The organism is Ercella succinigenes (genome assembly GCF_900002895.1).
This window is the reverse complement of the sequence record NZ_CDHP01000059.1, coordinates 81762-101379: the sequence shown is the minus strand read 5'-3', so window position 1 is coordinate 101379 and position 19618 is coordinate 81762. Positions and strand designations below refer to the sequence as shown.

Sequence of the window (19618 nt, the reverse complement as noted above, 5' to 3'; positions counted from 1 at the left end):
TATTTAAGATAAAAATCTCAAAATAAAGCTTTTTCTCAAAATCGATTGTAAACTATTCACAAATAGGACAACAATTAATTAATAGCGTGAATTTTCAAAAGGAACGTTTCTTTGGCATTCTTCCACCTGCTCAAGTGTAGGCAAAGCGGGTATCGCTCCCTTATTTGTCGTAGTCAACGATCCTACAGCATTGCCAAAAGCCAGAAAATCCTTGAGATCAGTTTCTGTAAGCTGATCAGGAGATTTTCCTGACTGTAACAGGCAATAAAGGAAACCGCCGGTAAAAGAATCACCTGCTCCTGTAGTATCAACAGTTTTTACTGCATAAGCAGGAGTTATCGCCTGATATTTACTATTTCCGGCATAAGCACCGTCAGGGCCAAGTGTAATCATAACCAGTTTCAGGTCATAAGTTTCCTGCAAAAGCTTACTTCCACGCTGAAGATCCTTTTCACCGGTTAGAAAAACCAGCTCTTCTTCAGAAATTTTTACCATATCTGCTAAAGGCATTGCAGATAAAATAACATTTTTTGCTTCTTCTTCTGACTTCCAAAGTTTTATTCTCAGATTTGGATCATATGAAATTAATTTATTTTGTTCTTTTGCATATTTAACAGCAGCTAAAGTTGCAGATCTGGATGGTTCTCCTGTCATAGATACTGAACCAAAATGTAAAATTTTACACTCATCTATAACCTGGTAATTAATTTCTGAAGGTTCCAAGAGCAAGTCGGCGCCTGGATCTCTATAAAAAGAAAATGATCTGTCGCCACTATCACTAAGATGAACAAAAGCCAAAGTTGTATGACAGTCCTCATCTACTACCAATCCTTTGGTTGACACTCCCACTTGATTCAATGTTTGTTTCAAGGTAACCCCGAATTGATCTGCTCCTACTTTACCAATAAAAGCCGTAGATTTACCAAGTTTACTAAGACAGGCCAGTACATTTGCAGGCGCACCGCCCGGATTTTGTTCAAAAATCGGGTTATTTTGTGCCGACTGTCCTGCAGGAGTGAAGTCAATTAAAAGTTCACCAATAGCTGTAACATCAATCATTAAAACTACCTCTTTTCCAAATTTTATTCAGAAGGAATACACCTCTTATCTTAATGGTATATTATCATAACATGCATCTCCTTAAAACAACCAGCTATTTTACAAGTTAATCCATGTTATTTTTACACTTCTGCCATAAAAAAGCACACCATTCTTTTTGTTCATTCTGTTCTACAAGTTCAAAACCAGCTTGCTCACAAGCTGCTATCACACCTGGAGCTTTATCTTTGATGATACCCGAAGTTATCAGCAAGCCATCTTCACTGAGGTAATTGCCAAAATCACCGGCAAGCTGACTAATAATATCAGCAATAATATTTGCAACAATTAAAGTATATTCCCTGCCTCTGGCATTCTTCAATTCACCTTGATGACAATCTATTTTTACTTTATTCTTCTGGCAATTATCAATAGCCACATTAACAGCAAGAGAATCAATATCAATTGCTTCAACTTCAGTACAGCCTAACTTGGCAGCTATAATAGCAAGAACACCACTGCCACATCCCAAATCAAGGACTTTATCATCTTTTTTGAGATGCTTATCCAACATTAAAGCACACATTGCTGTAGTTTCATGGCTACCTGTTCCAAAAGCAGAACCAGGGTCAAGAGAAATAACGATCTCACCATCAGACGCCTCATAATCGATCCAGCTAGGATTTATGACAATTCGATCACTTAATTTAATTGTTGAATAATACTTCTTCCAATTATCAGCCCAGTCTTCTTCTTTTACCTCTACAAAACCTAAATACCCTGTTCCTGTGTCAAGATAAAGTCCTATTTCTGAAAGTTTTTCCTTTATTGTCTGCTCAAGATATTCAATCTCTACAAATATTTTAGGCATATCATCATATAGCTCTGCATTTAAGAGATTTATTTCTTTGTTCCTTCTCACACCTTGGTCGAATTTAGCAAAATAAGCCTTTATGTGAACAACAGGATCCAGATTATTCAAAAAATCATCATCAGCATAAGTCAAACTGTCAGGTGCTTGCAATATTTCAATTATTTCTGCTGAATCCTCAACTTGAACACCATCAGCACCAAGTGAAGAAAGATAATCAACAATCACATCGGCAGCTTCATGTGTCGTATCTATTTTAAATTCAAGCCATTGCATAACAAAATCACCCGCTTATTTAAATAAGTCCTTTAATTTACTGAAAAAACCACTGCGTTTCTGATAGTTCTTTTCTGTACATGTTTCTTCAAATTGTCTTAGCAGATTCTTTTGATCTTCCGAAAGATGCCCCGGAACTTCCAGAACAACTCTGAATTTGTGTTCACCTCTCATATTATTGCGATTAACATAGGGGATACCCTTTGATTTTATTGAAAAAAGATCACCTGGCTGAGTTCCCTCTTTCAAGGCAAATTTGTATGGTCCATCTATTGTCGGCACCTCTATTTCAGAACCTATCGCAGCCTGAGCAAAAGTAATAGGAACTTCACAGAAAGTATTATATCCGTCTCTTTGGAAAACAGGATGTGGCCTTAAATGAATTTCTATATATAAATCGCCATAGGGACCACCATTTGCACCTGGTTCACCTTCTCCACGAGCAGTAAGCATTTCTCCCTCATTGATACCTGCAGGCACTTTGACAGAAAGTTTTTTTGTTTTTTGAACTCTACCGCGTCCTCCGCAGGAGTTGCAGGGGTCTTTAACAATCGTCCCTTTACCTCCGCATGTAGGACATGGTCTTGATGTCATCACAGCTCCAAACATAGTCTGCTGACGCTGATTAACTTGCCCAGTACCATGACAAGTGCCACATTTAGCAGGTTCAGAACCATCTTTTGTACCATGCCCATGGCAAGTATCACATAAATCTTCTTTGCTTATGTTTATTTCACGTTCAACACCAAAAGCAGCTTCCATAAAATCAAGATTCATACGGTATTTAAGATTTGCACCACGTTGCGGTCCCGTTCTGCGCTGCCTGGATCCGCCGAAACCTCCGCCGAAAAAGGATCCAAATAAATCATCAAGATCTATATCAAACCCAGCACCGTTAAATCCACCAAAACCTTGACCATCAACGCCTGCATGACCATATTGATCATAATTTCTACGCTTTTCGGAATCACTCAAAACCGCATAAGCTTCGTTTGCTTCCTTAAAACGTGATTCAGCATCTTTATCCCCTGGGTTCAGATCCGGATGATTTTTTTTAGCTAATTTGCGATATGCTTTCTTTAATTCGTCTTCTGTAGCGTTTTTTGAAACACCCAAAACCTCGTAATAATCTCTTTTATCAGGCACCTTCTGCCTCCTCCTTCAAAGACGGACAAATCCCGCCTGCCTAAAGGCGGACGGGAAAAGCCGGGATTTATCAGAATAACAAACGTAAATCTTACTGATCGCCGCCAGCATCCTTAAAATCAGCATCATATGTTCCGTCGCCCTGATCAGATCCGCCTGCATTAAAATCAGGTCCAGCCTGAGGGCCACCAGCGCCAGGTTCACCGCCCTGCTGCTGATATAGTTTTTCGCTTATTTTATAAAATGCCTGCTGCAATGCTTCAGTATCTGCTTTAATAGCCTCCATATCATCACCTTTTATAGTTTCTTTCAGCTTATTAATAGCTGCATCAACAGGTTCACGATCGGAAGCATCAATTTTACCTTCCAGCTCTTTTAGTGTTTTTTCAGATTGATAAATAGCTGAGTCAGCATTATTTCTTGTTTCTACTTCTTCTTTCTTAGCTTTATCTTCAGCCGCAAACTGCTCTGCTTCCTGAACAGCTTTATTTATTTCATCATCTGATAGATTTGTAGAAGCAGTAATTGTAATATGCTGTTCACGATTGGTACCCTTATCTTTAGCAGTAACATGTACAATACCGTTGGCATCAATATCAAAAGTAACTTCTATCTGCGGAACGCCTCTTGGAGCAGGTGCAATTCCATCAAGTATAAATCTTCCCAGAGTCTTATTGTACTGTGCCATCTCTCTTTCACCCTGCATAACATGAACTTCAACCTGTGTCTGTCCATCTGCTGCAGTAGAGAAAACCTGACTTTTCTTGGCAGGTATAGTTGTGTTTCTTTCTATTAGTTTTGTCATTACCCCACCCATAGTCTCTATACCGAGAGAAAGTGGTGTAACATCAAGCAATAACAGATCATTAACATCACCGGAAAGAACGGCACCTTGAATAGCAGCACCTAAAGCTACACATTCATCTGGATTTATACCCTTAAACGGATCTTTAGAGAAATACTTTTTAACTGCATCCTGAACGGCAGGTATACGTGTGGATCCACCAACCAGAAGAATTTTTTCTATATCTTGTGGCTTTAATCCCGCATCAGCCATGGCTTTGCGAACAGGCTCCATAGATTTTTCAACCAGATCAGAAGTCAGTTCATCAAATTTAGCACGTGTTAAAGTCATATCAAGATGTTTAGGACCGGTTGCATCAGCAGTAATGTATGGAAGATTAATACTGGTACTGCTAACTCCAGACAATTCGATTTTAGCCTTTTCAGCAGCTTCGCGCAGTCTTTGCATAGCCATTTTATCAGCTTTTAGATCTACACCTTCTTCTTTTTTGAACTGCTCCACCATCCAGTCAACAACCTTCTGGTCAAAGTCATCACCACCAAGACGATTATTACCACTGGTTGCTTTAACCTCAAATACACCTTCCCCTATTTCCAGAATAGAAACGTCGAAAGTACCACCACCAAGGTCAAATACCAGAATCATTTGATCAGCAGTCTCTTTGTCCATACCATAAGCAAGAGATGCTGCAGTAGGTTCATTGATTATTCTCAAAACTTCCAAACCGGCTATCTTACCTGCATCCTTTGTTGCTTGTCTTTGTGAATCACTAAAATAAGCAGGTACAGTGATAACAGCCTGAGTAACAGTTTCGCCCAGATAAGCCTCTGCATCTGCTTTCAGCTTTTGCAGAATCATTGCCGAAATTTCCTGTGGAGAAAAGCTTTTATCATCTATACTAACCTTATGATTTGTACCCATTTCACGTTTGATAGATGAAACGGTTCTGTCTGGATTTGTCACAGCCTGACGCTTTGCAACCTGTCCAACAAGTCTTTCACCCGTTTTGGAAAAAGCTACTACCGATGGAGTAGTACGATTACCCTCAGCATTTGGGATTACGATAGGTTCGCCGCCCTCAATAACAGCAACACATGAATTTGTAGTTCCTAGATCAATACCAATAATTTTAGCCATGTAAATTCCTCCCGTCCTGTCTTTGTGTATATCACCCTATGACAGATTCTTAAATATTCATCATCTATAATATAAGCAATTATGCTTTATTAACTTAAAATAGTTTCTATGCTTTCAATAATTATTTGACTAATTTGCGACCTTTACGATGCTATGACGTATCACAGTTTCTCCACGAATATAACCTTTTTGTAAAACCTCTACTACTGTAGAAGGGCCCACACTGTCATCCTCAACATGCATAACAGCATCATGCAAATTCGGATCAAAAGGATTGTTGAGACAATCTATTTCGCATACACCGAGGCTTTCCATTATTTCATATGCCTGTTTGCGTGTTAGCAAAATACCTTCACCAATCTTTACAGCTTCTTCATTTTCTACCTGCTCAACAACTTGTGCAGCTCTATCTAAATTATCGAGTACAGGCAGCCATTCTTTTACAACTCTTGTTACAGAATCGATATAAATAGCTTCTTTTTCTTTTTGGCTTCGCCTGCGGAAATTATCATATTCAGCAGCCATTCTTAAGTATTTTTCGCTAATTTCGGCATACTCCGTCTCTTTGGCCTTTAACTGATCCATCAAAGCCTGTATCTCAGAATTTTTTTCCAATTCATCACTATCAGAGCCTGCCTGCTCAGCTTCAGGAGAATTAATATCCTCCACAATTTCCTCTGGCTTATTATCTTCAGCCTGATTTAATTCTGCAGGGTTTTTACCATCTGAATTATTCTTTTTCATTACTGATTGTCCTCCATTCTGTCTTTACCATTTGCAAGACTTCTGATCTGATCATTTATAGTCATTTTAACAAAGTTGATATGCGATATTACTTTGCCATATGTCATTCTTTTGGGTCCTATTACTCCTATTTTACCTGCAACCATATCTCCAAGTTTATAACTGGTGGTTATAAAGCTGCAATCCTGTAAAGCTTCCAGAGTAATTTCCTGGCCTATTCTAACCATATAAGCCGGTTCTGTTTGAATTCTTGAATTATCAGAAGATGTTTTGAATTCAGCATTTTTGTAAAAAGCATCAGCACTTTCAGCCTGTAGCTCCTCTTCATCTTTCAATTCACTCATATAGCCGGCAATCAAACCGTCCCTATTTAATGTTTCTAAAAAATCATGAGCTTTGCGCACATCTTGAAATTCTGGTTGAGCTAAGAGCCTGTGACTTCCGTCCAGATATAATTCAAGATGATCTGCCTGTTTTATAGACAAGTAAGCTTCATACATAACCTGATTAAGCAAAGATTCCGGCAAAGGAGTTTGTTTTGCTGCAGCTGCGACGGTAACAAGAGTAATGTCGTCCAGAGTCATACCAGAAAGCCCCTCTTCTATAGCAGCAGCAATCTGCATCAGCTGTCCTGCATCAAGCATATCCGGTATCCTAACAAGTCTGTCTTTTACAACACCTGCTGACAATACAACAACTACCAAAGCTTTTCCCGGTTCAATCATCAGCATTTTTATCTGCTTCAAAAAACTGCGTTTATACTGAGGTGAAAGAACAAGTGAAGTATAATCTGTTTTTTCCGACAAAATTACGGCTGCTTTTTTGATCAGTCCAGTAACTTCATCAAGATTTTCTCTCAAATAAGTTCTAATATTCTCAGCTTCTTCTCTGGAAATATCTTCTATTCTCAGTAAATGATCAACATAAGCCCGGTATCCCTTGTCTGACGGTATTCTTCCGGCAGAGGTGTGAGGCTGTTCCAAATACCCCAACTCCTCAAGCTCAGCCATTTCATTTCGGATTGTCGCAGGACTGACATTAAAATGATATTTACTAACCAAGCTTTTTGAACCTACAGGTTCAGCGGTATTAATAAAATCATCTACAACAGCCTTTAGAATTTGATTTTTCCTGTTGTTCAGCACCTTACGACTCACCCCTTTTTCATAAATTAGCACTCACACAACGTGAGTGCTAAAGATAATTTATCACCAGAGTCGTATTATGTCAATCTACATAGGCAACTTAAAGTGGAGGACTTGTTAAATCTTCATGAACAGCAGGTGAAAACAATGTGGTAAAGTCTATACAAACTCCATAAACACCTGATTAGCAACATCTATACCAAGTTTACTTAAACGTACTGATTTATCATCAATAACAATTAAGCTTCGTGCTAATAAGCGTTTTAATTCATCAGCAAAAATTGTTCTGAGATCAATTCCATACTTATCAAAAAAGCCTTCGAAACTAATACCTTTAAGCAAACGAAATCCTAACAGCATAGCTTCTTTGTATCGTTCCTTTTGATCAATATAATCGATTTGATCGGCAGCAGCAAAAGCTTCATTCTCATTTTGCCACAAAGCGATATATTTATTAATATCAGTGCAATTTCCCCTGCGCACAAAATTCAAAAAGGAATGTGCTGCGGGGCCAAAACCATAATACGGCTCAGCATGCCAATAAACAAGATTATGTCTGCATTCTGAGCCTGGACGTGCTGCATTGCTTATTTCATAAGGAATTATTCCTGCTTTTTCAAGCATTGCACATGATGTATGATACATTTCACGTTCTGCCTCTTCCGAGGGAAGCAAATCGGGTTTAGCATGGTAAGTATCATAATAACTTGTTCCTTCTTCAAGAATCAAAGAATAGTATGATACATGTTCTATTGGTAAATCAGTTAAACAATCGATCGTAGATTTAACATTTTCAAGAGACTGCTGTGGCAAACCTATCATTATATCTGCGCTTATTCTACTGATACCGGCATTGAAAGCGAGATTTACACTTTTTTCAAAATCTTTGAAACAATGAATACGACCCAAGTTTCTGAGAAGTTTTTCCTGTTTAGCTTGTAATCCTAAGCTTATTCTGTTTATCCCTGCTTCAACATAAGCAAACATATTCTCTCTGCTGATGGTGCCGGGGTTAGCCTCTATGGTAATTTCTGCACCAATATCTATGCCAAAGCATTTATTTAAAAGCTCAAGAATATCTGAAATAATTTTAGGATCAACAACAGAGGGAGTCCCGCCGCCAAAAAAAACTGATTTCAGAGGACTTTTAGATTTAATATTATCGGCAGACCAGTTGGAAACTGCTTTTATTTCATTTATTACACTTTTATGCCATTCGGGTATCAAAGCATCGCAACCGGCTTGTGAAGAAAAATCACAGTAAAAGCATTTCTGAACACAAAAAGGCACGTGTATATAAGCGGCTCTAACCATTAACAATGCTCCTTGTTTTTTCTTCCTGTTTTTCTACAATTCTTTTTAATTGCTTTATAAATCTCTGAAAACTTGGCGATTGGTTTTTATCAAGATCCATCAAAGGTGAAATTCTACTTGCCCACTCATATTTATATTGTCCCACAGCAGGATACCCTATTCTTATCAGACGCTCAGCATCGTTACCATAAATTGTTCTTGCCAGAACCTCCCATGTACCACAAACACTGTCCTGCTCATAATTGTTTATTACTGCCACACGGGCATGAGGATAAGCCTCAACAATAGCTTTGGTATCACCTAGCAGCCAGGATTCCATTTCTTCAACTGATATTCCTATTACATATGGTATTTTCCGTCCGAATTTTTGAATTATCCGTTCAAGTCTGCTATAAACATGGTCGAATGGCTCTTCATCAGAATCCATAACCACTACCAGAATAAGCTCGTATGGTTTATATACGGAAGCATATGCTTTTATTTTTGCCGGTAAAAGATCAAGAAGGCCGCTTGCATATTTAGCCGGCTTTTTATTAAAATCATCTGGAATACGCCCTTTGCCACGGTGCGGACGTATATCAAAAGAATAATTTAAATCTCTTTGTTCGATAAATTTAGACAATATGCTCTGCAAAACAACAGATCCTGATTTATCCTCACTAAGAACTTCTATATGCATTACTTACTCTCACAAAACTTATTTATTAGTATCCTGGACATTCTCATCCTGATCAAAATGTCCGCTATACCACATTGCACCCATTCCTATTCCCTGCCTGTACATTGCTTCAATAAGAGGATCTGCACCTATGCAACGAGCATTAGCCATGAGATGGTCTTTACTCCTGCCAATGCCTCTTTCAAAAACCCAGACTTCATCAGGACGAAGAGATTCCAAAATATAAGGATTATGCGTCGTAAAAATTATCTGACAGCCAGGATTTCGAAGAGTATAATCTCTCATCTCATATGCCAGAATATCTACCATATCATGATATAAACCACTATCGGGCTCTTCAAAAAAAATCAATGGCCTCGGGTGGGGATCTTCGAGCAGCAAAAGAAAAGTAAAAAGACGCAGACTGCCAGAAGTAACCTCTCCATCGAGAAAAGCATCGTCAACACGTTTTCCATCCGGGATATGAGCAGAAATTTTATCGATCATATCTCTGTAAGCATCATTATGCTCTTCCTTATAATAAGCCAGAACATTGCGTATATTATCACAGTTCTCATTAAGATGCCTGTGTCCTCCGCTCTCTTGTGAAATAAAACCAGATTCACGATTTTCGGGAGTACACATATACCAGCGCATAAGCTGTGAAGAAACAAATTGAAGTTCAGGATATGATTTTATCGATCCATAAATCGATAAAGCAGGATACTTAAGGTCAGCAACTGCTGTATTTTTAAGCACATCATTTTCCAGTATTTGTCCTTCACCTTTTTCCAAAGACAGTAAAACTTTTTCTTTTACGGCCATTAAATCAGTGCGATATATTTTTTCTACATATTCACTACGGACAAAAGGACGATGATGAGAATCACTTGCAAGTCTTAAAACATATCTTAAAAAAGATTTATCCCTCTGATACCACATGATCATATCAAAACTCATTTCATGATGTCTGCCCAAAGTGCTTAGTCTAGCAAAACCTCCACGCTTTTTATGCGTGGAGGCAAATGGAACACCATGATGCATACAATCTGAAACAAAAGTTAAAGATTCAAATAATGCGCTCTTACCAGTGCTATTGCGTCCGATAAGTCCTGTTAATGGTCTTATTGCACCTGAAAGTTCATCAAGCTTTACTTTGGACTTCAACTGCCTTTTTAAATCATCAGAAGAAAGACCAAGCTGAGTATCAAAAAGAACACCAAAGTGTGACAGATGAATACCTAAAAGCACTTTCAATCACCTCAACCCTGCTTTTGATCAGTATCCTCAGTAACAATTTCTTTAAGCGACATCGCAAGTCCTGCCAAGCTTTGCAGCTCCGACGGTATAATAATTTTTGTGGCACGACCATTCGATACCTGAGCAAGAGTTTCAAGACTCTTTATTGCAATCAGACTTTGGTCTGCTCCAACATTTTTAATCATCTCAAGACCTCTGGCAGTAGCTTCCTGAACTTTAAGAATTGCTTCAGCCTGACCTTCTGCTTCCCTTATTTGTGCTTCTCTTTTAGCTTCAGCACGTAAAATAGCCGCTTTTTTCTCACCTTCAGCTACTCTGATAGCAGCTTCTTTTTCGCCCTCAGACCGCAAGATATTTTCACGTTTTTCACGCTCTGCTTTCATCTGTCGTTCCATAGCAACCTGAATTTCTTTAGGCGGAATAATATTTTTCAGCTCAACGCGGTTAACTTTTATGCCCCAGGGATCAGTTGCCTCATCAAGAATAACTCTCATTCTTGTATTTATAAGATCTCTGGAGGTTAATGTCTGATCAAGCTCCAGATCACCAATAATATTTCTCAAAGTTGTAGCAGAAAGATTTTCAATAGCTAAAATCGGATTTTCAATACCATAGGCGTATAACTTGGGATCTACAATCTGATAAAAAAGAACCGTGTCTATCTGCATTGTTACATTATCTTTTGTAATAACTGCCTGTGGCTGAAAATCAGCTACTTTCTCTTTAAGAGAAATAACCTTTGCAACCCGATCAATAAAAGGAACCTTCATATGGATTCCTACCTGCCAGGTGCTGTGATAAGCACCTAGTCTCTCAATAATAAAATTTGTTGCCTGAGGTACGATCCTTATATTTCTAATCAGAATAAGAAATACAATTGCCAGAGTAATAACCAATGCAATATAGGAACCGATACCTGGAGAACTGCTAAGTGCTGTAAAAAAATTAACGATAAACATGTAAATACCTCCATAAATCTGTTATGAATCCGCCGGTTATAAACTGTCGGATATCCTCTGCTGAATCTGCAAGTATATATACAAAGTTATTCCAGCGGAATAACAACTGCTTTTACCCCTTGAATAGCTATGACCTGAATTTTAGCACCGGCAGGCAAAGATGTTTGCCTTTCACTAACAGCACTCCAGGTCTGACCCTTAACCTTTATCAAGCCCTGTCCGGCAACAGGATCAATCATCTCAAGAACTACACCTTCCTGACCAATAATTCTGTCCGCATTTGTAGGGACGGCTCCCTTAGCAGCTTTCCCACTCATGCGCGGCTTGACAATCATAATAAAAACAAGCAGCAAAACGGCTGATACAACCAGCATTGATACCGACTGTAGCCATATGGGCAACCCCAGCAGTGCCATAATCATAGCAACAAGACAACCAACAGCAAACCATACCGTAGTCATATTGAAAGTTACGGCTTCCAATATCAGAAATATTATCAGCAAAATCAGCCAAAAAAGCCATGAAGAAATGCCAAATATCATCTTAAACCTCCTGAAAAAAGCCAACAAACTATTTGTATATATATCTCGATTATACCACAGTCAAAAAATATATGATTAATACTATTTTTTATAGACTCCACCTTTTTATTAGCTTTGAATTTTAGATAAAACTTGCAGATTGATCTGAAATATGTGAGAATCGACACTGAAATTAAATAATTATACGAGGTGAATAGATATGAAAACCAATAAATCTGCAAACAACCCATCTGATATTGAGAAGACTAACACAACAATTCAGAATTTAATAATAGGAAATGTTGAACAAGGTATTGTAATTGATAAATGGCAGGATGCTTGCTATCAGTTTAGTATAAATGATCAAGACATACTTATAAAACAAACTTTCAGCAAACCGGCCGACAAAGCAGAACAGCTGAAAGTTCTATTTAATTTAGACAAACCTGAAAGATTCAGCATTGAAGTTATGATTCCTTTAAATGCATCTAACGCCTGCGTTCTGCTTAATAATCAAGTCCTTATAAGTCCGATAGATACCCAATGGCCAGAAGATATCATCCCCCTCAATTTATCGGCCTGCCAGCAAAAGGGAAACTCCGTAAGCACGCTCAGGACAGGAGAATTCCAAAAAATTAATTTCCGCTGGGACAATGGAGATATATTGGAAATCTTTGCAATATATTAACAACTATTGTTATTCTTCGACAGCATTATGCAGTCCTTTGTGTATTGCTTGTTCTATCACGAAAGACACATTATTAATTCTTCTTGTCAGCAGATCTGTATCAGCAGATTCATTTTCTGATAACGTCGAAGTATCGGTTTGATTAAGAGCAAATAGATTCTCCAGATATTTAGATGAATCAAAAGCAGTATTGCTTATAAAACCATTTGTAGCAGCAAAAGCAGGATTACTGCTTTCTTTCATGTTGTCCAAATTTGAAGCATCATAATCATATGATTCAAAGAAAACAACTGAAATATTTAACTTGTCAAAAGGAGAATGATCTGACTCACGGAAAGTCCATTCTCTATAAGTGGCTGTCCCAGTACCATCTTCTCCCCAAGGAACTTCAATTCCGGATTGATTTGTATAAAGAGCAAACTGATTATTTGTATATAATTCATTTTCGTAATAGACGTCTGTAGCCTGATAAAGCTTACGTCTTTTCTCATAAATCTTTTGATTTGTTCCTGCTACAGAATTTTGTCCCGAATGAGCATACACTTTGTCCCCGGCATATATACCATCAATATTGTACATTACATCCGTATTTGCAATTTCTTCATCGCTCATTTCAGCAGCATAAGCTCTGGAACCAGCCTGACCTGCATTGCCAGCACCAAAAGCGATCAATACAATATCATACCTTGTTGACTGGCTTTTAATTTGTCTAGCAATTGTCAAAAGGGAGCCCACTCCGGAAGCATTATTGTGAATTCCATCAAATTCAGCAAGAGTAGGCATAGGCAGTTCCACTTCGGTATAAAGAGTATCTTCCTGTGTCTCTTCTTCCTCTTCATCCTCATTTTCATCATCTATCACTTCTTCTGTTTCCTGAGTAGTTTCGGAAGTTTCGTCTTCAGCAGCCTGAGATTGTTCTTTTGTAACAGCCACATCATAATGGGCACCAATAATAGCTTGCATTTCAACCTGTTTATGAGTGCCACGATCATCTGCAACAGTAAAACCATCGCCCTTTATTCTAACAATTACATTCTGAGAGCTTTGAATATCTCCATTATCGTCAACATAAGTAAAAGGCATCACTTCCGGATCATATCCGAGGCTTTGAAAAGTTTCAGCAATATATTCAGCAGCTTGTTTTTCCTGAACCGATCCTGGACTTCTGTTCGGCCATTTTGTTGCCAATTCCACAGCCACATCATAACCAAAACTACCATAATCAGCTGATTTTGCTTCATCTACTTCAGTTTCTTCAAGGCAAGCAGTCAGCCCAATAATAAAAGACAGGCACAATAGTGCTATCAAACAATTTTTAATATACCGCATATTCCGTTTAGAACTATTTTCTACAATGACATAATTTTTTTTGCTATTGCAGTCACTGATTTGAAATTTCATAATTCAAACCTCCAAACCAGTTACATTTTAACGATTGTATTCTACATACGCAAGTCAAAAATCTGTATTATTTAAGAATTATGAAGAACAGATATCATCTGATTAAGTACAGATTCATAGTTTTCGGCTTCGATCGACTCTATTTCAATCTGCCCCGGAGACATTACTTTGACAAATTTATATCTTTGTCCTTGAAGGCAACATATTCTTGCAGCTTTTTTAACAAGAGTATCCTGATTTACACCTTCTATGAAAACCGGCAGATCATATTTTTTCAAAAGATTGCATAATCTGTCTGTTGGAGATGAAGCCAGCATACCAAGAGCTACCGCTTCGCCATGCAAATATTTTAAAAATCTAAAATGACCTTGAATAGCATCACTTACCGGTTGACCAAAAGATAAGAAAAAGGGATCCTTATTAATCAATTCCAGCTTACTATGGATAGAAAGAGCTATTAATTTGCTGATTTCGCAATCATCAGCTTCCAGCATATCTATGAGCTTGGGATTTTGCAGATAACCATATTGAATCATTCTTACATAGCCATTTGCCTTTTGCTTAGGAGCTAATGTATCAAGCAAATCAGGATCAATAATTACACCCTGTGGAGCTGAATTCGTTGAAATCATATCTTTGCTGCTACGAAAATTCAAATGACAGACTGTACTTATTGAAGAATCAATCATGGAAAGCAGCGTAGTTGGAATCTGCCAGAAACTTATTCCCCCAAGATATGTAGATGCCACAAAAGCGGTGATATCAAGAATACTGCCGCCTCCGAAAGCTATTAAAACATCTTCTGTAGTCAAAGCAAGATCATTTAAATGATCGTAGACAAGCTTGGCAGTATCAAGATTTTTACCAGCTTCTGTTCCGTCTATTGTTATAATTTTCAATTCAATGTTTTTCTCTTCAAACTGTTGCTTAAAACGATCCATATGAAGAGCCTGCACTTCTCTGTCTGTTACTACAGCAACTCGCCCGCACTGAAGAACCTCAGGTATATAGTTGAAAATCTTTCCAGAAAAGCCACGAGAAATCCAGATGGGATATTTAATATCAGGCACATGACCAGTTATAAGCATTTATTTACCTCACATTTTGTAATCGCTTAATACTAACATGTATAGATGATCTTATCAAATATAATACATCGGATTTTCTTCATTTCCTTCCTGCCAGGAAGATATCAGATCAGCCAAAGAAAATGATTCCATATCTTTTTGCACCTGATTGTTAAGTTTTACCCAAAGATTATCATTAATACACTTACGCACAGGAGTAATACTATTGTCATTTAATTGCTGCTCATCGACCAACAGCATATCACCCTCAAGCAATTTAATGACATCCGATATCATAATTGAAGTTGCCGGCATAGCAAGAGAATAACCTCCTTGCGCACCTTTTACACTTCTTACCAGCCCTGCTTTTCGTAAGGTCGCAAATTCCTGTTCCAGATACTTCAACGAAATTTTCTGTCTCTGAGCAATTTGCCCCAAAGGGACAGGAGAACTACCTCCCTCAAGAGATAAATCTGCTAAAGCACGTAAACCATATCTGCATTTTGTTGACATCTTCATAAACTGTACATTCCTGTCCTAACTTAATTAGTTAAATTTTAAAATCCAATTTTAGATTATAAAATTGTTTGTCTCATCATATCCATCAGCTTTATATTTTTTTGCTAATTCGTCTAAAGTTATATTATCCACAGCTTTACTGATAGACTTCTCAAGTCTATGCCAAACAATTTTTGTTAAGCATTGATCCTGATTGACACATTCATCATTTGCCTCGTCTGTACAGCGAACAGGCGAAAGCGATCCTTCGGCAGCACGTAAAATATCGCCGGCACTTATATCAGAAGCAGATCTTGATAATTTATATCCACCTTTGTTTCCTCGAATACTGCTGACTAATCCTGCTTTTTTTAATAAAGCAATTATCTGTTCAAGATAACTATCTGACAGATTGGTAATGGCACCTATCTGGCGGACACTTATTTTATCATCTTTATCCGCCAGAGCCAGTGCAAGCATTGCTTCTACCGCATATTGTCCCTTTGTTGATATTCTCAAGTCCTACACCTCCGGCTATTCATTAATGAATCAGCCAAATGTAGTATTTCATTTATCAGGCTGACTACTCTATTATATTGAAGCAAGCGCATTTAGCAAATCATCTTTTAAATCTTCATAGTCTTCAAGTCCGATCGATAATCTTACAAGATCTTCGGTTATTCCACTTTCAATCAAGGCCTCTTTTGAAAGCTGAGAATGTGTTGTACTTGCAGGATGTATAACAAGTGATTTTGCATCTGCAACATTTGCCAGCAGAGAGAACAACTCCAAACTGTCAATAACCTTGACAGCAGCTTCCTGACCACCTTTTACTCCAAAAGTAAAAATAGATCCTGGCCCTTTTGAAAAATACTTTTCTGAAATATCATAATACTTATTGTCTTCCAAGCCGGGATAATTAACCCAGGCAACAGACGGATGTTCTGAAAGCAAACGAGCAATTTTTTTAGCATTTTCAACATGCCTTTCAACGCGCAAAGGCAAGGTTTCCAAACCCTGAATAAGAAGCCATGCGTTAAACGGACTAATTGCCGCACCTGTGTCTCTAAGCAGAGATACTCTCATTCTGGTTATATAAGCAGCTGCACCAACATCTCTGGCATAACTCAAACCATGATAACTCTCATCAGGATTACTTAACAGAGGAAATCTTTCATTATTATAATCAAATTTCCCTGCATCAATAACCAGACCACCAATTGATGTTCCATGCCCTCCGATAAATTTAGTTGCCGAATGTACAACAACATCAGCACCAAATTCTATAGGTCTGAGCAACCATGGTGTCGCAAATGTATTATCTACGATAAGCGGAACTCCATTTTTATGAGCAAGTTCAGCCAAGGCAGCTATATCAACAAGGTTGCTGTTAGGATTACCAATGCTTTCTACAAACCAGGCTTTAGTTTTTTCATTAGTAGCAGCTGCGAAAGAATCAATGTTATCCGAATCAGCAAATCTGGTAGTTATGCCATAATTTGGTAATGTGTGTGCAAAAAGATTATAAGTACCGCCATACAAAGTTTTTGCCGCAACTACCTCATCTCCTGAAGCCGCAACATTCATAATAGAGTATGTTATTGCCGCGGATCCTGAAGCAACAGCCAAGGCACCGATACCACCCTCAAGTGCAGCAATTCTTTCCTCAAGAACTGCAGTTGTGGGATTCATAATTCTTGTATATATATTTCCCACCTGACTTAAACTAAATAAGTCACTCCCATGCTTTGCATCTTCAAAAACATATGATGTGGTCTGATAGATCGGCACTGCCCTTGAACCTGTGGAAGGATCAGGCTGTTGTCCTGCGTGAATTGATTTAGTATAAAATCCGTATTCTTTATTTCCCATATTTTCTTCCTCCTGTTTTGCTTTTACATAGCAGAATGTTTGATAAACACAATAATTACAGTAAGTAGAATTATTACAATAGCAATCTTTTCCTACTAATCCTGTATGAATTAATTGAATTTTACATGCATGATCATGATATGTCAATAGCATCGGAGCTTATCTATCTAAAGAAAAGTATTCTTAACTTTATCTAATATCTGCCGCAAAAAATTAACTGTTTCTGATAAAAAGATGTTTTTTTTCAGCAACAATATGTTTTCTGTACTTTGTCGGGGTCATGCCCGTAAACTGTTTAAAAGAGGCTGAAAAACGACTTTGTGAAAAAAAGCCACAGGCTTTTGCGATTTCATTGCCAGTAAGCATGGTATTGCGCAGCATTTTTTTTGCACGTTCAATCCTTAAATAAGTGAGATAATCGTATGGACTTTTACCAAAAGCGGCCTGAAAGGATCTTATAAACCTAAATCGATTCATCGAAGATAATTCTGCCATCTGCTCAACAGTAATTTTCTCTTCCATATGTTTATTCATAAAATCAATCACCTCACGGAACCTTAACTGATTCTCGGACAAAGATGATTTAATATCGTGCTTGGGAGAAACTACAGGGTGATGATAAAAACGAATCAGCAAAACCGCCAATTGTTCTGAAAAGGCTTTGAGTATAAGCTCTTTTCCTATTCTTGACTCTCTATATTCTTCAATCATTTTATTTATAAGCGAATGTACTTCAGGTCTAAGAGTCTGAATATAATTCGGAAAAAGTTTTGCTTCTCCGGCAATTTGAATAATTATTCTATCCATATACTTTTTTTCAAAAAAAATCGCTACAAAAGCGTTTTTACGACTGTTTTTGCTAAAGCCTCTTTTTTGTCCCGGATTAATAATTAATAAATTACCAAACTCACAATCAATTTTCTTTTTATCAATAACTGTAGAATTTACATTTGTTAATGGGATAAATATTTCGTATTGATCATTTATTTTACTGAAATGCTTAAATAGACTGACTGCGTCAGATGTCATGATTATCTTGGCATGACCACATTTCATAATAAGAAATTTGTTTGTCGGAATTAAACTCTCAAATTCAAGTAAACTTACATTTAATATTTCCATGTTGCCTCCAGAGTATCCCCTCATCAAAACCGTTTGCATCACAAGGTTGCGAAAGAAAACTTTCTGACTAATTATAAATTTTATCGCATTAATTCGCAAGGCATTATGTTAACTAAATCTCCATACTGTGATAATCTGTATACAGTGTACAATCTATTTATACATTATAATGTGTTTTTTACAGATCTTGTAAATTATTAGTAAAACAAAGGTGAATTTATGTTAGAAAAGCATACATTTAGCAAACTTGATCAAACTGATTTGAATGTGCATAACTGCGGTATAGAAGACTGTCTTCCTGCACACCAGTGGGGACCTGGAATCAGAGATCATTATGTTATACATCTCGTCACCAAAGGTAAAGGATCCCTCAAAATTAAAGATCAGCATTATTCACTTGACAAAGGTAATTTATTTCTTGTTCCGGCAAACACACTTGCCCAGTACAAAGCGGATGATACCGAACCCTGGAGCTATGCCTGGGTTGGCTTCAGAGGACTATCTGCACAAAAACTTTGCAACGAAGCCGGTTTGTCGACTAAAAATCCTGTAATAATTTTTGATCAGCAGGAAAACCTCTATAAAATTATAGAAAAAATGCTAAGGTATTCAGGTGGAGCCAGATACCATGAACTGCAAAGACTGTCTCTTCTGTATGCTTTTTTTTCTTTGGTAATTGAGAAGACAAGTATTGCCGGTATTAATCCTGAAACAAGACAAATAGAGTATCTGAGGCAGGCAATCAGGTTTATCGAGGCAAATTATGCCGCCAACATAAATATTTCAGGTATAGCTTCTCATGTAGGACTCGATCGCAGCTATATGTATTCCTTGTTTCAAAAACATATGCAGATCACACCAAAAAAGTATCTTACCAGATTCAGAATGAATAAAGCTGTTGAACTTTTAAAAACAACTTTAACAGTTGGGGAAATTGCTCATTCTGTCGGATATGATGATGCGTTATTGTTTTCAAAAGCTTTTAAGAAAGAAAAAGGCATAACGCCCAGTAAGTACCGCCGAAACATGGCAAAGAATCTGTAAACTTTCACAAAGACATTATTCTATTTAACAACTTCAGGTTATGATATTATAG

Annotated in this window: 19 protein-coding genes; 2 read left to right on the top strand and 17 right to left on the bottom strand. The window is 37.6% G+C overall.

Translation table 11 applies throughout. The features are described from left to right. Positions 1–78: 78 nt before the first annotated feature. The 11 genes from AC0KSB_RS12795 to AC0KSB_RS12745 all read right to left on the bottom strand — a co-directional run bounded on the left by AC0KSB_RS12795 (position 79) and on the right by AC0KSB_RS12745 (position 11895). The gene (locus AC0KSB_RS12795) at positions 79–1059 is read right to left on the bottom strand and encodes a carbohydrate kinase family protein (RefSeq protein ID WP_472309887.1); all 981 of its coding nucleotides are present in this window, start codon (positions 1057–1059) and stop codon (positions 79–81) included. Between the two features lie 106 nt (positions 1060–1165). Beyond that, positions 1166–2185, bottom strand: a complete 1020-nt coding sequence (prmA, locus tag AC0KSB_RS12790) for a 50S ribosomal protein L11 methyltransferase (protein WP_472309885.1) — start codon at positions 2183–2185, stop codon at positions 1166–1168. A gap of 15 nt (positions 2186–2200) precedes the next feature. Continuing rightward, a complete protein-coding gene (gene dnaJ / locus AC0KSB_RS12785; RefSeq protein ID WP_472309883.1) occupies positions 2201–3331 on the bottom strand; it encodes a molecular chaperone DnaJ in 1131 nt (376 codons plus the stop codon). 91 nt (positions 3332–3422) lie between these two features. Further along, positions 3423–5273, bottom strand: a complete 1851-nt coding sequence (gene dnaK, locus AC0KSB_RS12780; RefSeq protein ID WP_472309881.1) for a molecular chaperone DnaK — start codon at positions 5271–5273, stop codon at positions 3423–3425. A gap of 129 nt (positions 5274–5402) precedes the next feature. Then, entirely contained in the window at positions 5403–6017 is a 615-nt protein-coding gene (locus AC0KSB_RS12775; RefSeq protein WP_472309879.1) for a nucleotide exchange factor GrpE, read from the bottom strand. Continuing rightward, positions 6017–7162, bottom strand: a complete 1146-nt coding sequence (gene hrcA / locus AC0KSB_RS12770) for a heat-inducible transcriptional repressor HrcA (RefSeq protein WP_472309877.1) — start codon at positions 7160–7162, stop codon at positions 6017–6019. The genes AC0KSB_RS12775 and hrcA overlap by 1 nt, the downstream gene beginning before the upstream one ends. A 159-nt stretch (positions 7163–7321) precedes the next feature. Further along, on the bottom strand, positions 7322–8476 hold the full coding sequence (gene hemW, locus AC0KSB_RS12765; protein ID WP_472309875.1) for a radical SAM family heme chaperone HemW: 1155 nt from the start codon (positions 8474–8476) through the stop codon (positions 7322–7324). Continuing rightward, positions 8469–9155: a DUF4276 family protein gene (locus tag AC0KSB_RS12760; protein WP_472309873.1), complete on the bottom strand. Its 687-nt coding sequence runs from the start codon at positions 9153–9155 to the stop codon at positions 8469–8471. The genes hemW and AC0KSB_RS12760 overlap by 8 nt, the downstream gene beginning before the upstream one ends. Positions 9156–9173: 18 nt before the next feature. Continuing rightward, positions 9174–10385, bottom strand: a complete 1212-nt coding sequence (locus AC0KSB_RS12755; RefSeq protein ID WP_472309955.1) for an AAA family ATPase — start codon at positions 10383–10385, stop codon at positions 9174–9176. An 11-nt stretch (positions 10386–10396) separates the two neighbouring features. Further along, the gene (locus tag AC0KSB_RS12750; RefSeq protein WP_472309871.1) at positions 10397–11353 is read right to left on the bottom strand and encodes an SPFH domain-containing protein; all 957 of its coding nucleotides are present in this window, start codon (positions 11351–11353) and stop codon (positions 10397–10399) included. Between the two features lie 86 nt (positions 11354–11439). Beyond that, positions 11440–11895: an NfeD family protein gene (locus AC0KSB_RS12745; RefSeq protein ID WP_472309869.1), complete on the bottom strand. Its 456-nt coding sequence runs from the start codon at positions 11893–11895 to the stop codon at positions 11440–11442. 199 nt (positions 11896–12094) lie between these two features. On the opposite strand from AC0KSB_RS12745, the gene AC0KSB_RS12740 reads away from it, so the two are divergent. Beyond that, positions 12095–12562 carry a hypothetical protein gene (locus AC0KSB_RS12740; protein ID WP_472309867.1) on the top strand — a complete coding sequence of 156 codons (468 nt, stop codon included), beginning with the start codon at positions 12095–12097 and terminating at the stop codon, positions 12560–12562. A 9-nt stretch (positions 12563–12571) separates the two neighbouring features. Here AC0KSB_RS12740 and AC0KSB_RS12735 read toward each other — a convergent pair whose 3' ends face one another. From AC0KSB_RS12735 to AC0KSB_RS12710, 6 genes are all read right to left on the bottom strand, one after another. Next, positions 12572–13963, bottom strand: coding sequence for a M28 family peptidase (locus AC0KSB_RS12735; protein WP_472309865.1), 1392 nt, complete (start codon positions 13961–13963; stop codon positions 12572–12574). 71 nt (positions 13964–14034) lie between these two features. Beyond that, complete coding sequence (locus AC0KSB_RS12730) at positions 14035–15051, bottom strand: 3-dehydroquinate synthase family protein (protein WP_472309863.1); 1017 nt, start codon at positions 15049–15051, stop codon at positions 14035–14037. A gap of 54 nt (positions 15052–15105) precedes the next feature. After that, complete coding sequence (locus tag AC0KSB_RS12725) at positions 15106–15549, bottom strand: Rrf2 family transcriptional regulator (RefSeq protein WP_472309861.1); 444 nt, start codon at positions 15547–15549, stop codon at positions 15106–15108. Between the two features lie 51 nt (positions 15550–15600). Continuing rightward, positions 15601–16047 carry an RrF2 family transcriptional regulator gene (locus AC0KSB_RS12720; RefSeq protein WP_472309859.1) on the bottom strand — a complete coding sequence of 149 codons (447 nt, stop codon included), beginning with the start codon at positions 16045–16047 and terminating at the stop codon, positions 15601–15603. A gap of 72 nt (positions 16048–16119) precedes the next feature. Then, positions 16120–17400 carry an O-acetylhomoserine aminocarboxypropyltransferase/cysteine synthase family protein gene (locus AC0KSB_RS12715; protein WP_472309857.1) on the bottom strand — a complete coding sequence of 427 codons (1281 nt, stop codon included), beginning with the start codon at positions 17398–17400 and terminating at the stop codon, positions 16120–16122. A gap of 213 nt (positions 17401–17613) precedes the next feature. Further along, positions 17614–18522 carry a helix-turn-helix domain-containing protein gene (locus AC0KSB_RS12710; RefSeq protein ID WP_472309855.1) on the bottom strand — a complete coding sequence of 303 codons (909 nt, stop codon included), beginning with the start codon at positions 18520–18522 and terminating at the stop codon, positions 17614–17616. A 219-nt stretch (positions 18523–18741) separates the two neighbouring features. On the opposite strand from AC0KSB_RS12710, the gene AC0KSB_RS12705 reads away from it, so the two are divergent. Continuing rightward, a complete protein-coding gene (locus AC0KSB_RS12705) occupies positions 18742–19566 on the top strand; it encodes an AraC family transcriptional regulator (RefSeq protein ID WP_472309853.1) in 825 nt (274 codons plus the stop codon). Positions 19567–19618 lie beyond the last annotated feature (52 nt).

Excerpts from the sequence above, each read along its gene's own strand:
- prmA (WP_472309885.1), bottom strand. The coding sequence starts at position 2,185 with ATGCAATGGCTTGAATTTAAAATAGATACGACACATGAAGCTGCCGAT.
- AC0KSB_RS12760 (WP_472309873.1), bottom strand. The coding sequence starts at position 9,155 with ATGCATATAGAAGTTCTTAGTGAGGATAAATCAGGATCTGTTGTTTTG.
- hemW (WP_472309875.1), bottom strand. The coding sequence starts at position 8,476 with ATGGTTAGAGCCGCTTATATACACGTGCCTTTTTGTGTTCAGAAATGC.
- AC0KSB_RS12725 (WP_472309861.1), bottom strand. The coding sequence starts at position 15,549 with ATGAAGATGTCAACAAAATGCAGATATGGTTTACGTGCTTTAGCAGAT.
- AC0KSB_RS12730 (WP_472309863.1), bottom strand. The coding sequence starts at position 15,051 with ATGCTTATAACTGGTCATGTGCCTGATATTAAATATCCCATCTGGATT.
- AC0KSB_RS12715 (WP_472309857.1), bottom strand. The coding sequence starts at position 17,400 with ATGGGAAATAAAGAATACGGATTTTATACTAAATCAATTCACGCAGGA.
- AC0KSB_RS12745 (WP_472309869.1), bottom strand. The coding sequence starts at position 11,895 with ATGATATTTGGCATTTCTTCATGGCTTTTTTGGCTGATTTTGCTGATA.
- dnaK (WP_472309881.1), bottom strand. The coding sequence starts at position 5,273 with ATGGCTAAAATTATTGGTATTGATCTAGGAACTACAAATTCATGTGTT.
- AC0KSB_RS12775 (WP_472309879.1), bottom strand. The coding sequence starts at position 6,017 with ATGAAAAAGAATAATTCAGATGGTAAAAACCCTGCAGAATTAAATCAG.
- AC0KSB_RS12735 (WP_472309865.1), bottom strand. The coding sequence starts at position 13,963 with ATGAAATTTCAAATCAGTGACTGCAATAGCAAAAAAAATTATGTCATT.
- AC0KSB_RS12705 (WP_472309853.1), top strand. The coding sequence starts at position 18,742 with ATGTTAGAAAAGCATACATTTAGCAAACTTGATCAAACTGATTTGAAT.
- AC0KSB_RS12740 (WP_472309867.1), top strand. The coding sequence starts at position 12,095 with ATGAAAACCAATAAATCTGCAAACAACCCATCTGATATTGAGAAGACT.
- AC0KSB_RS12795 (WP_472309887.1), bottom strand. The coding sequence starts at position 1,059 with ATGATTGATGTTACAGCTATTGGTGAACTTTTAATTGACTTCACTCCT.
- AC0KSB_RS12710 (WP_472309855.1), bottom strand. The coding sequence starts at position 18,522 with ATGGAAATATTAAATGTAAGTTTACTTGAATTTGAGAGTTTAATTCCG.
- AC0KSB_RS12750 (WP_472309871.1), bottom strand. The coding sequence starts at position 11,353 with ATGTTTATCGTTAATTTTTTTACAGCACTTAGCAGTTCTCCAGGTATC.